At 63.4% G+C, this 12,257-nt stretch carries 11 protein-coding genes and 1 pseudogene; all 12 read left to right on the top strand.

Annotated elements, in window-relative coordinates; all coding sequences use genetic code 11:
- Positions 1 to 643, top strand: a 643-nt coding sequence (locus VMR03_RS10755) for a cytochrome P450 (protein ID WP_325405034.1), incomplete at its 5' end; no start/stop codon positions are given.
- A 17-nt stretch (positions 644 to 660) separates the two neighbouring features.
- Positions 661 to 1,764, top strand: a complete 1,104-nt coding sequence (locus VMR03_RS10750) for an NAD(P)-dependent alcohol dehydrogenase (protein ID WP_325405032.1) — start codon at positions 661 to 663, stop codon at positions 1,762 to 1,764.
- 145 nt (positions 1,765 to 1,909) lie between these two features.
- Complete coding sequence (locus VMR03_RS10745; protein WP_325405030.1) at positions 1,910 to 2,401, top strand: VOC family protein; 492 nt, start codon at positions 1,910 to 1,912, stop codon at positions 2,399 to 2,401.
- A 7-nt stretch (positions 2,402 to 2,408) separates the two neighbouring features.
- Positions 2,409 to 3,341, top strand: a complete 933-nt coding sequence (locus VMR03_RS10740; RefSeq protein ID WP_325405028.1) for a carbohydrate kinase family protein — start codon at positions 2,409 to 2,411, stop codon at positions 3,339 to 3,341.
- Positions 3,342 to 3,447: 106 nt separating this feature from the next.
- Complete coding sequence (locus tag VMR03_RS10735; RefSeq protein WP_325405026.1) at positions 3,448 to 4,707, top strand: MFS transporter; 1,260 nt, start codon at positions 3,448 to 3,450, stop codon at positions 4,705 to 4,707.
- Positions 4,708 to 4,887: 180 nt separating this feature from the next.
- Positions 4,888 to 6,108, top strand: coding sequence for an aromatic ring-hydroxylating oxygenase subunit alpha (locus VMR03_RS10730; protein WP_325405024.1), 1,221 nt, complete (start codon positions 4,888 to 4,890; stop codon positions 6,106 to 6,108).
- A gap of 40 nt (positions 6,109 to 6,148) precedes the next feature.
- A complete protein-coding gene (gene ygiD / locus VMR03_RS10725) occupies positions 6,149 to 6,955 on the top strand; it encodes a 4,5-DOPA dioxygenase extradiol (RefSeq protein ID WP_325405022.1) in 807 nt (268 codons plus the stop codon).
- Between the two features lie 17 nt (positions 6,956 to 6,972).
- Positions 6,973 to 8,106, top strand: a complete 1,134-nt coding sequence (locus VMR03_RS10720; protein WP_325405020.1) for an LLM class flavin-dependent oxidoreductase — start codon at positions 6,973 to 6,975, stop codon at positions 8,104 to 8,106.
- On the top strand, positions 8,096 to 8,764 hold the full coding sequence (locus tag VMR03_RS10715) for an isochorismatase family cysteine hydrolase (RefSeq protein ID WP_325405018.1): 669 nt from the start codon (positions 8,096 to 8,098) through the stop codon (positions 8,762 to 8,764). Before VMR03_RS10720 ends, VMR03_RS10715 begins: the two co-directional genes overlap by 11 nt.
- A gap of 1 nt (position 8,765) precedes the next feature.
- Entirely contained in the window at positions 8,766 to 10,169 is a 1,404-nt protein-coding gene (locus VMR03_RS10710; protein ID WP_325405016.1) for an amidohydrolase family protein, read from the top strand.
- Positions 10,170 to 10,410: 241 nt separating this feature from the next.
- A complete protein-coding gene (locus VMR03_RS10705; RefSeq protein ID WP_325405014.1) occupies positions 10,411 to 11,478 on the top strand; it encodes an acetamidase/formamidase family protein in 1,068 nt (355 codons plus the stop codon).
- Between the two features lie 271 nt (positions 11,479 to 11,749).
- A pseudogene (locus VMR03_RS10700) lies at positions 11,750 to 12,257 on the top strand (AraC family transcriptional regulator); the annotation flags it as partial.

Raw genomic sequence — 12,257 nt, 5'->3', positions numbered from 1 at the left:
GGCAGCGGCGCTGTTCGACTATTTCGGAAAGATCACGGCCGACCGTCGCAAGAACCCGAAGGACGACGTCGCCAGCGTCATCGCCAACGGCATGATCGACGGCGCGCCCATCGGCGATCGCGAGGCGATGAGCTACTACATCATCGTCGCGACGGCGGGACACGACACGACGAGTTCGGTGACGGCGGGCGGGCTTCTGCAGCTCATCAAGAATCCCGATCAGATGGCGAAACTCAAAGGGGATCTGTCGTTATTGCCGAGCACGGTCGAGGAGGCGATCCGCTGGGTGACGCCGGTGAAGCATTTCATGCGCACCGCGACGGAGGACTACACGCTGCGCGGCAAGACGATCAAGGCGGGCGACGGCTTGTGTCTCCACTATCCGAGCGGCAATCGGGACGAGGAGGTCTTCGACGAGCCTTTCAAATTCAAGGTCGACCGTACGCCGAACAAGCAGGTCGCCTTCGGCTATGGCGTTCATCTCTGCCTCGGCATGCATCTGGCGCGCATGGAAATCCGGGCGCTCTACAACGAGCTTCTGCCGCGTCTGAAGAGCATCGAGCTGGCAGGCGAGCCGCGAAACACGCGCGCGAATTTCGTCAGCGGCCTCAAGACCATGCCGGTGCGGTATCGCTTCGCCTAGGAATTCGGGAGAGAAACATGAAGATCACCGCAGCGGTGGCGCGGGCGGCCGATGCCGCGTTCAGCATCGAGGAGATCGAGATCGACGAGCCGCGCGCCGACGAGATTCTGGTGCGCGTCGTCGGCGTCGGGCTCTGCCATACGGATCTCGTCTTCAAGGCGGCAGGCATTCTGGCGCTGCCCGTCGTGCTCGGACATGAAGGCTCAGGCGTCGTCGAGAAGGTCGGCGCGAAGGTGTCGAAGGTGAAGGCGGGCGACCGCGTCGCCATCACCTTCCGCTCCTGCGGCACCTGCGACCGCTGCGAGAAGGGCCAGCCCGCCTATTGCCGGACCATGCCGATGCTCAACTATATCGGCATGCGGCCCGACGGGACCAAGGCGCTCCATGCAGGCGGCGCCGACATCTCCAGCAATTTCTTCGGGCAATCGTCCTTCGCCAATTATTGCCTGACCTATGAGCGCAATGTCGTGAAGGTTCCCGAAGGCGTGCCGCTCGAACTGGTCGGGCCGCTCGGCTGCGGCGTGCAGACGGGAGCGGGCGGCATCATACGTTCGCTTGCCTGCGAGAAAGGCTCTTCGGTGCTGATCCTCGGCGGCGGCGCGGTCGGGCTCAGCGCGGTCATGGGCGCGGTCGTGCAAGGCTGCGGCACGATCATCGTGCTCGAACCGCATGAGGCGCGGCGCAAGCTCGCGATGGAACTCGGCGCGACGCATACGATCGACCCGAAGGCCTCGCCCGATCTCGCCGCCGCCGTGAAGGACATCCTGCCGCTCGGCGTCGACTATGCCTTCGATACGACGGGCATTCCGGCCGTGCTTCAGGCGACGATGAACTGCCTCGGCTCGCATGGCGTCTTCGGGATCGTCGGCGTCTGCCCGCCGGGCACGCCGGTACCGGGCGATCTTTCGAGCGTCATTACCTATGGCCATACGATCAAGGGGATCATCGAGGGGGACAGCGATCCGGACGTCTTCATTCCCGAGATGATCGAGCTCTACAAGAAGGGCAGGCTTCCCTTCGACAAGCTGATCCGCACCTATCCGCTCGCCGAGATCAATCAGGCGATCGCCGATCAGCATCATGGCGATTGCGTCAAGGTGGTGCTGTTGACCGGCGCCTAGAGGCGGGGAGGGCGCGGCGGGAGCCGCTGCGCCCCCATGCCAAGATTTACGCGCCATCGTCCAAGACGGCTTGCGCGCTGCCCGGCGATCATGAGGCCGGAGGTCCCGAAAGGCGGACTTCGCCGATCAGGAAGGGGCTTTGCGCGTGGCTAAACCGAATACATTGATTTTCGTCGATCTCGCGTCCGACGATCCGGCGAAAGCCGGACAATTTTATGCCGAAGTCTTCGGCTGGCAGGACGATGCTCGTCCCCTCGGCGTCTTCCACCGCATGGTGCCCGGCGGCTTCTTCGCCAATCCGGATGGTCGCGACAGCCAGATCGGCAATCTGCATCTCGGCATTTTCGACGCCGCCAATGCGCGTCCGCATCCCTCACCGGAGGGTGTCGAGCCGCGCCATCTCGCGGGCGACGGCCGCAAGGCGCGCATCTGGATTCTCGTGAGCGAGGACGACACGGTCGAGCGCATTCTCTCGACAGCCGAGAAGCTCGGTGCCACGGTGCTCTGGAAGGATCACTACTGGAAGGAGTTCAACGGCTTCAACCACGCCTTCCGCGATCCATGGGGCAACGAGATCATCCTGTGGGGCAAGGCCGGGCCTGAGCCGCGCATACCGGACGGCTTCACACGCGAATGAGGACCGCATGACGGGCGCGGGCGGGCCGGGCAAGGTCATCTGCCTCGGCATCAACAATGTGGACCTGATCTACGGGCTGAAGCTCTCCGAGCTCGGACCCGACACCAAGATCATGACGCGTGCCGCGACGACCTTGATCGGCGGGCAATGCGTCAATGCCGCCGCGACGCTGGCGGGGCTCGGCCTCGATGTGGCCTATGTCGGAACCCGCGGTTCGGACGGAAACGGCGATCTGGTGCGGCGCTTCCTCATGGAGCGCGGGATCGATGCCTCGGGCTGCGTCGTCGCCGAGGGGATGCCGAACACGACGGCGCTGATCTTTGTCGACGAGGCGAGTGGCGAGCGCTGCATCGTCGTCACCACGCCGGAGGGCTATCCGTCGCATCCGGGTCTCGTAGACGAAGCCCTGTGGCGGGCCGGCGCCTATCTCTATCTCGACGGCAACGAGATCGAGGCGGCGCTGCGCATGGCGGTGGAAGCACGACGGCGGGGTATTCCGACGCTCGCCGATGTCGAAAGCCTCAATGAGCGGACGCGGGCGCTGATCGGCACGGTCGATACGGCGATCGTGCCTTTGGGCATCGGTACGGCGCTTGCGGGCACGGCGGACCACTCCGCCATGCTGGAGGCGTTGCGGGCGGCGGGGCCGTCGCGCGCCGCCGTGACCCTCGGTCCCGACGGTGCGGTCGGCATAGACGCGGATGGGCGCATTCATCGCGTGCCCGCCGTCGCCGTGACCGCCGTCGACACCACGGGCGCGGGCGACGCTTTCCATGCGGGCTTTCTCTTCGCCGACGTCAGCGGCGCGAGCTTTGCGGAAGCGCTTTCCTTCGGGGCGCTTGTCGCCGCCGAAAAGTGCCGCGTGCCGGGCCCCTCGCTGCCGGTGCCCCTGTTGCGGAGCTGCCGCGCGCGGTTCGACGCAACCTCCATCGCTTCCTAGGCGGTCAACAATCCGTGCGCGCCGGTTCTGGACACTCGCCCGTTCCTGACTGATGCTGAACATGGGGGAGGACTGCCACCTTCGGCTTCTTCAAGGAGACGGTGCGATGCAGTCCAGAAATCCGGCGGCGACCGGTACGATCATTGCCTGCGCGACCGGCAATTTCGTCAGCGCGACGCCGATGGTCAACACGGTCTTCGGCCTCTTTCTCATTCCACTGTCCCAGGAATTCAACTGGCCGCGTTCCGGCATCTCGGCCGTCCTCGGGATCGTCGCGGTGGTCGGCGCGCTCGCCTATCCGGTCGTCGGGCGGCTGGCCGACCTCTATGGCGCACGCCGCATCGTCCTCGTCGGCAATCTTCTCTTCGCGGGTGCCATCGCTTCGGCGGCGCTCGCCAATGGAAGCCTCATTCAGTTCTATGCGATCTTCGCGCTGATCGGCGTGACGGCGGCGCTGCCGAGCACCGTGCTGCTCACCAAGATCGTCTCCGCCTGGAGCGTCAAACGGCGCGGCGTCTATATCGGATTGACGGCCGGGCTCGGCAACGGGCTTGGCGCGACCCTCGTGCCGATTTTCGCGCAGATGCTGATGAGCGCCGAAGGCTGGCGCGCGACCTATGTGGGGCTTGGCGTCGCGACGGCCGTCATCGGCTTTCCGATCCTCTACATGCTTTTGCGGGAAGCGCCCGCGAGCCTGCGGGAAAGCGAGGCGGAAATCGACGCCGACAAGGGCATGACGCTCGACGCGGCGCGGCGGACGCCGACCTTCTGGATGATCCTCGCCGCCATCGCGCTGGGGGCAGGCTGCATGACCGCGATTTTCGCGCATGTCATTCCGATGCTCATCGACCGAGGGATGGACGCGGGCAGGGCGACCAGCGTCCTTGTCGTCTTCGCGCTCGTCACGGTCGCTTGGCAGGTCGCGCTTGGCTTCGTTCTCGACCGGGCGCGGTCGCCGCGGATCGTCGCTCCCTTCTATCTGGCGGCCTTTGTCGGCCTAGCGCTTTTCGCCGGCTCGTCGAGCTATCCGCTGCTTCTCGTCGCGGGCGCGCTGATGGGGATCGGCCTCGGCACGGAATACGGCGTCATGCCTTACTATGTCTCGCGCTATTTCGGCCTGAAGGCTTATGGCGCGATCTATGGCGTGATGTACGGGACGGTCGTTCTGGTGATGGGCTTCACGCCCTTCGCGATGGACGCGGTCTTCGATCTGTCCGGCTCCTACGACATCGCGATTTATGCGATCGAGGCGGCGCTCATCGTCGGTGCGGTCCTGATTTCGCGGCTCAGACCCTATGGCATGGCCGATTTCGTCGGTTCCGACGCGACGAACCGGGGTGCGAGCCCCGATCTGCCGAAAGTGTAATCAGAAAATCGCACTTTCTTTGGGCAGGTCCCGGAACGGGTGTTGCTGACACAACAAATCCATCCTCCCGCGCCAAGACGCTCCGGGCCTCGGGCCCTAGGCTCGGAAGTTGCAGATCACCGGTCTGGACGCGCGGACGAGGCGGGTTCAGCCGGAGACCGGCAAAGCAGGAGCGGATCAGTGAGCAGTCAGATTTTCAACGATGAATTCTTTGCGGGGCTTTCGAGCTCCGTCGGCGACGTCACCGAAGCGGAGACATTGCCGCCCGAATGTTATACGGACGAAGGATTCTTCGAGTTCGAGAAGGAAGCTCTGTTCAACCACGAGTGGCTCTGCGTCGGCCGCGAGGACTGGGTGAAATCGCCGGGCGACTACTTCACCACCTCCCATATCGGCGAACCGATCATCGTGGTGCGGACGCGCGAGGGCGCGTTGAAAGCAATGTCGGCCGTCTGCCAGCATCGCGCGATGCTGGTTGCCGAGGGGCACGGCAACACGCGCGGTTTCGTCTGCCCCTATCATCACTGGACCTACAGTCTCGACGGCAAGCTCGTCGGCGCGCCGGCGATGAACCGCACCTGCAATTTCAGCCGCGACGACATCGCGCTGCCGGAAATCAGGACCGAAGTCTGGCTGGGTTTCATTTTCATCAATTTCGACGCCGATGCACCGGCGCTGGCACCCCGGCTTGCCGTGGTCGCCGATGCGCTTGCCCATTACGATCTCCCGGCGGCGGAGGGCCCTTTCCCCGACGCGCCCATGCCCTTCGCCTGGAACTGGAAGGTCATGATGGAAAACAACAATGATGGCTATCACGCGACGCGTCTCCACAAGGGCCCGTTGCATGATTTCATTCCGAGCGAGCTTGCGGTCTTTCCGGAAGTTCCGGCGGATAGTGCCGGCTATTTGAGGTTCAACGGCACGCTGCATCCGGACGCGGCTTTCAACATCCTGCAGAAGGCGGTCCTGCCGATCTTTCCGGGCCTGACCGACGAAGACCGCAGCCGTGCGGTTTTCGCGAATATTCCGCCGACGCTGTCGCTGGTCGTCACCAGCGACATGGTGATCTATCTGATCCTGCATGCGGAAGCGGCCGGCAAGCATTCGATGACGATGGGCTATCTCGTGGCGCCGGGCGCCATGGCCGAGCCGCTGTTCGCCGAACGCATGGACATGAACATGAAGGCGGCGATGGAAATCACCGAGCAGGACCTTCACGTCGACGAGCTCGTGCAGGTGGGCCTGCGCTCGCGTTTCGCGATCCGTGGCCGCTATTCCTGGCAGGAGCAGGCGCAGCGGGATTTCAACGTCTGGCTGGTGCAGCGTTATCAGGCGGCCTGGCGCCGGAGGAAAGAGAGCCGTGCGCCACTCGCTCCGGTGGAACTGCGAGCCAGGTCGTGAGCCGACAGCAAGACGGAAAGAGAAGCGGCAGGATCAGTAGATGAGTGACGTCGAGACACCGCGCATGCCCGCGATCTTCTTCGGGCATGGAAGCCCGGGAAACGTGATGGAAGAAAACCGCATCACCACGACGTGGCGAGATCTCGGCAAGGAGATCGGAAAGCCAAAGGGCATCATCTGCATTTCCGCGCATTGGTTTATCGGCGGCACGGGCGTCACCGCCATGGAGCGGCCGCGTACGATCCACGACTTCGGCGGCTTCCCGAAGATCATGTATGAGATGCGCTACGACGCACCCGGAGACCCGGCGCTTGCGGATCGTGTCGCTGAGCGGTTGAAGCCCATAGACGTCACGCTCGACCAGAGCTGGGGCTTCGATCACGGGACATGGTGCGTGCTCACCAAGGTCTATCCCGAGGCCGACGTTCCCATCGTTCAGCTCAGCATCGACGCGCGCAAACCGCCTCGTTTCCATTACGAACTCGGCCGGATGCTCGCGCCGTTCCGCGACGAGGGCATCCTGATCGCGGGGAGCGGCAACATCGTCCACAACCTGCCGGAGATGAACTGGCGCAGCCAGTCCGGCGGCTATCAATGGGCGCAGCGCTTCGGCGACCATATCCGCAAGGCCATTGTCGAGGACGAGCCCGACAACATCGTGAACTATGCCGAATTCGGCCGCGACGCGATGCTTTCGGTGCCGACACCCGAACATTATCTGCCGCTTCTCTATGTGATGGGCGCGCGCGATGCCGCAGACGACATCCGCTTCGAGAACGAATTCGTCGAATACGGTTCTCTCGACATGACGACGGTTGTCGTCGGCTCCATGTCGACAGGCCAATAAAGTAAAAGGGGTGCGATATGAGTGTTCCGGCCAAAACGCAATTCGGTCTGCCGTCCGACAAGGGGCAGAAGGATCTCGGGGTTTTCCTGCCGATCGCCAATGGCGGATGGATTCTGTCGTCGAACGCGCCGGAGATCGACGCTTCTTATGAATATAATCGCAAGGCGGCGCTCCTCGCGGAGGAGCACGGTCTTGATTTCATCATGGCGATGGCGAAGTGGCGCGGCTATGGCGGTCCCCGCAAGCATTGGCAATATTCGCTCGACTCGCAAATTCTGATGGCCGCGCTCGCCGCCGAGACCAAGCGCGTCAAGGTCTGGGCGACGGTGCATACGCTGCTGCAGAACCCCGCCGTGACGGCCAAGATGATTACGACGCTCGATCTCATCAGTCACGGACGCGCCGGTCTCAACGTCGTGACGGGCTCCTACAAGGGCGAATTCGAGCAGATGGGGGCCTGGCGCGAGGGCGTCGGCCATGACGAGCGCTACGATCTCGCGAGCGAATGGATCCAGATCATCAAGAAGCTCTGGAGCGAGGAGAGCGTCACGGTCGACGGCAAGTATTTCAAGATGGATGACTGCCAGTCCGATCCGAAGCCGATCGCCAAACCCCATCCGTTCCTCGTCTGCGCCGGCACGTCGGCCAAGGGCTGGCAGTTCACGACCGACGAGATGGATGCGATCTTTCTCGGCGGCAAGGATAATGCGGAGCTCGCGTCGCTCAGCAAGTCCGCCAAGGCAACGGCGGGCGCGTCGGGGCGTTACATCCGGACCTATACGATGATGAACCTGGTCATCGGCGAAACGGACGCCGAGGCCGCCGCGACGGCGGCGCATTATCGCGCGGGTTTCGACGAGGAAGCCATGCACGGCATGATGCGGGCCTATGGCTTCATCGACAGCGAGATCGGCAAGGAGAACGCGTTCACCGCCAAGGCACGTTCGTCCTTCATGTCGTCGCATCTCGTCGGATCGGCGGAAAGCGTCGCCGCGCAGATGATCCAGATGCTCGACGAATGCGATCTCGACGGCATGATGCTGATCTTCCCCGACTATCACAAAGGCATTCCGATCTTCGCCGAGAAGATCATGCCGAAGATCCGTGCGCGCTTTCCGGCGTTGCCTCTCGAGGCGGCGCATGCCGTCTGAGGGCATCGCCCTTCGCGACCCGCCGGTGGAGGCCGACAGGCTGCCGCCGATGATCGTGCCGTCGCGCACCGCGCTGGTGATCGTGGACGCCCAGGAGGACTTCATCGGCCCGACGGGCGTTCACGCGCGGCTCGGTTTCGACATGTCCGCCGTCGAGGCGCCGCTCGCCAATGTCGTGCGGTTGGCGGAAGCCGCGCGACGGGCCGGCGCGACGGTCGTTTTTCCCCGCGTCGTCACGACGCCGGAGACGGACAGCGAAGCGCTGAAGCTGCTCGCGCGGCGCAAGGGCCGGTCGGAGAACTCCATCGCAATCTGCAGGGAGGGGACGCCCGGGGCGGATTACTACGGCATTCGCCCGCAAGAGGGCGACATCGAGATTGCCAAGGTTCTCTTTTCGAGCTTTCAGGGAACCGATCTCGAGCAACAGTTGAAGGCGAAAGGCGTCGATACGCTGGTGATGACCGGCTTCACGACGGATTGCTGCGTCGATTGCACGGCGCGGGACGCCTTTCATCGAAATTTCAGCGTCTTTGTCGTCGTCGATGCCTGCGCAGCTTTCGGCGACGGCCTTCATGTCGGCGCGCTCAATGGGTTGGCGAAGAACTGCGCTTTGCTCGTCGAGACGGATTCGGTCGTCAAGGCATGGTCAGGGACATAGCATGACCGACGCCGCCGCGCTGCATGTCGATACGCTGATCTCCGGCGCGATGCTCGTCACCTTCGACGGCGAGCGCCGTATCGTCAAGGACGGCAGTATCGCGATTGCGGGAACGCGCATCGTTGCGGTCGGCAAGCGTACCGAAATCGAGCCGGGGATCGTCGCCAGGAAGACCATCGACGGACGCCGGTTTGTCGTCACGCCAGGCTTCGTCAACGGGCACATCCATGTCACCGGCGAACCGTTGACGCGCGGCTATGTGCCCGACAATACGGGCTTCGAGGAAAACGTCTGGCGCTGGCTCATTCCGCTTTATCATGCACATACGCCAGAGGAAGAGCGCCTCTCCGCGCAGCTCGCGGCTGTCGAAATGCTGCGCTCCGGCGCAACCTGCTTTCTCGAAGCCGGCACCATCCTCGATCTCGACGCGGTGGTGGATGGGCTGACCGAAACGGGGATCAGGGGAAGGGTCGGAGCCTGGGCGCAGGACCGTGCCTACGATCCGACCGAGAACCAGACGGCGCTCACCGACAAGGCGATACGGGTTCTGCAAGACGAGATGGAGCGGTTTCCGGGCGGCAAGCAGGCGCGCATCGCGGCCTGGCCGAACCTTGTCGGGCATTCGACGGGAACCGACGAGCTCTGGACGGCGGCGAAGGCGCTGGCCGACCGGTATGGCGCCGGTATCTCCGCGCATATGAGCCCCGCGCCGCTCGACGCCGAATGGTATCTCGAAAACACAGGGCGACGTCCGATCGCGCATCTCGCCGAGATCGGCGTGTTGGGCGCCAATGTTTCGCTGACCCATGCGGTGCATCTCGATGCGCACGAGGTCGGACTTCTGGCGTCGACCGGCACCAATGTCACGCATTGCCCGCTGTCGGGCCTCAAGGGCGCGTACGGCATCACCTCGAAAGGGCTCTTCCCGGAAATGGCGGCGGCGGGCGTCAACATCATGCTCGGCACCGACGGCAACAATAACGGCAATGCATCCGACATCATGCGCTGCATCTATCTCGCCGCCGCGCTTCAGAAGGACGCCCGACGAGACGCCTCGCTCTTTCCGGCGCATGAGGCGCTCACCATGGCGACGCTCAACGGTGCGAAGGCGCTCGGCCTCGAGAACGAAATCGGCTCGCTCGAAGTCGGGAAAAAGGCCGATCTCGTGCTGCACGACACCGGTCGGCCTGAATGGCGGCCGCTCCACAACGTGCTCAACCAACTCGTCTGGTCGGCCGACGGGCGCGGCGTTCACAGCGTTTTCGTCGATGGCGTGCGGGTGATCGACAATTACCGTTCGACTCTGATCGACGAAGAAGAGCTCTACAGAAAGGCGCAGATTGCGGGCGAGACGATCGTCGCGCGATCCGGCTTGCCCTTTGTCTCCGCCTGGCCGGTTGTCTGAAAGCTCATCATCTGCGCGATTTCGGAGCAGGCGGAATGCGCGCTTGCCCCTCCGAGAGGCAGCAGCATCGGCGACCGGCGGGAGAGCAAGATGTTGTTCGCGGCTGCACAAGACGCAGGCAGGCTCTCTCACCTAGCTTCATTGTCACAATAGGTCGCGTTTTCTCCGTGCCGCCGGGCCGTTGCCGGGAACTCGTGGCCTTCAGGTTCAAAGTCGCTTCGAGGGATTTGAGATGTCTTTGATGGAACAGGAAGAAAGTATCCTCGACGCGCAGGCGCCGGAGCTTCACATCCTCAATGCGACGCCGAAGACCGTCCACTGGGGATATTTCGATGCGGGCCTCGCGCCGGCTCTCCGTGTCAAAAGCGGCGATTTCGTCAAGGCGCAGGCGATCACGCATCATGCGGGCGACGCGCCGGACCTGATGATGGACGAGAGCATCAAATGCATTTTCGCCAGCATCCCGGAAGCCGATCGCAATCCCGGCGTTCATCTGATGACCGGCCCGATCTATGTCGAGGACGCGAAGCCCGGCGACATTCTCGAAGTGCGCTATCTGAGCATGGCGCCGCGTTTCGCTTATGGCTCGAACCTCGCCGCTCATTGGGGGCATCTCTACAAGGAGCTCGGCGAGAAGGAGCGGGTGACGATCTATCGGATCGACATGTCGAGCAATCAGGCGGAAGCCGCCTATGCTTACGACTTCCCCGGCAAATACGAGATACCGGGCAAGATCACGAATTGCCCGGAATGCGATCGCCAGAAGGCGCTGAAGGGCGTGCGGGTTCCGGTGCGGCCGCATCTCGGAACGGCGGGTGTCGCGCCCGACGTCAAGGGCCGCGTCAGCACGGTTCCGCCGGGCGCGCATGGCGGAAACATCGACAACTGGCGTATCGGCGCAGGTGCGACGATGTATTATCCGGTGCAGGTCGATGGCGCTCTCTTCTCGGTCGGCGACCCGCATGTCTCGCAGGGCGACGGCGAAATCAGCGGGACGGCGATCGAGGCCTCGCTCGACGTGATGTTCCAGATCGTCCTACGCAAGGATTTCAGCTTCCCGTCGCCGCTGCTCGAAACGCCGCGCAACTGGATCGTGCATGGTTTCGACGAAGACCTCGACGTCGCCATGCGCAACGCGGCGGTCGACATGGTTCATCTTTTGTCGGATCACCGGGGCCTCTCGAAGGACGACGCCTATTCGCTGATGAGCGTGTCGGCCGATTTCACGGTGACGCAGGTGGTCGATGGACGGCAGGGCGTCCATGTGCGAATCCCGAAGACGATGTTTGCCTTGCAGGACGAGAAATAGCGCAAGGCGCAACGGCGGTTTTCGCGCCCGGCGTCCGGCACGGTCTTTGCTGATGAACGATCGGTAAGGTTTTGTGCCGGAGTATCGAGTAGGTGAATCCGCAAGGAATGCGACCGTTGCAGGGCAAGGCCGGAATGCACCAGCGCTCCGACTGCAACGTCGGAGAGCAACGGACTGGTGAAAAGCTGCGCATTGGCAAAAAAATGCGGCAGTGGACGCCGGATAGACAGCTTCATTCGAGGAGCGGCGCCAAGAACGCCGCTGCAGTCCAATGAAAGCCTGGCAGTTCTCGACCGAAGCCTATGCGAAGTCCGACCGGCTCGCCGCCTGGCATAACGCGCTGGCGAAGCTCACCATGGTTTCCTCCAACCTGCGCGAGGACGAGTTCTACGGCATCATTTCCGCCGTGGCATCGCCCATGGGCATCGAGTTCGCGCGGATCACCTCGACGCCGCAATCCATTACGGGTCTCGGGAAGAAAGAGCCCGAGGGAATCTGGGTCGCTCTCGTGATCGAAGGCCGCGTTTCGGTCCGCGACGGTGCGCGCGAAGTGAACGCGCTGCCGGGCGACATTCTTTATGGCGCCATGGGCCATGCCGTCGGTTCTCAATCGATCCTGACGCTGCTGACGGACGGCAGGCTCATCATGGTCAAGATCCCGCGCTCCGCCTTCAATCCGCGGCTGCTCGCGCCGCTGCCGACCAATGTCATCCACCTGCCGGGACGAGCGGGGATAGGCTATGTCCTGGCCGGCTTCCTCAATTCCGTTTCCGACGCGC

It is taken from the genome of Parvibaculum sp., from assembly GCF_035511255.1.
Lineage (GTDB): Bacteria > Pseudomonadota > Alphaproteobacteria > Parvibaculales > Parvibaculaceae > Parvibaculum.
This window is presented reverse-complemented; position numbering and strand designations above follow the sequence as displayed.

Bases quoted from the DNA above. Each gene is read 5' to 3' on its own strand.
- VMR03_RS10710 (WP_325405016.1), top strand. From the start codon at position 8,766: ATGACCGACGCCGCCGCGCTGCATGTCGATACGCTGATCTCCGGCGCG.
- ygiD (WP_325405022.1), top strand. From the start codon at position 6,149: ATGAGTGACGTCGAGACACCGCGCATGCCCGCGATCTTCTTCGGGCAT.
- VMR03_RS10720 (WP_325405020.1), top strand. From the start codon at position 6,973: ATGAGTGTTCCGGCCAAAACGCAATTCGGTCTGCCGTCCGACAAGGGG.
- VMR03_RS10705 (WP_325405014.1), top strand. From the start codon at position 10,411: ATGGAACAGGAAGAAAGTATCCTCGACGCGCAGGCGCCGGAGCTTCAC.
- VMR03_RS10750 (WP_325405032.1), top strand. From the start codon at position 661: ATGAAGATCACCGCAGCGGTGGCGCGGGCGGCCGATGCCGCGTTCAGC.
- VMR03_RS10735 (WP_325405026.1), top strand. From the start codon at position 3,448: ATGCAGTCCAGAAATCCGGCGGCGACCGGTACGATCATTGCCTGCGCG.
- VMR03_RS10715 (WP_325405018.1), top strand. From the start codon at position 8,096: ATGCCGTCTGAGGGCATCGCCCTTCGCGACCCGCCGGTGGAGGCCGAC.
- VMR03_RS10740 (WP_325405028.1), top strand. From the start codon at position 2,409: ATGACGGGCGCGGGCGGGCCGGGCAAGGTCATCTGCCTCGGCATCAAC.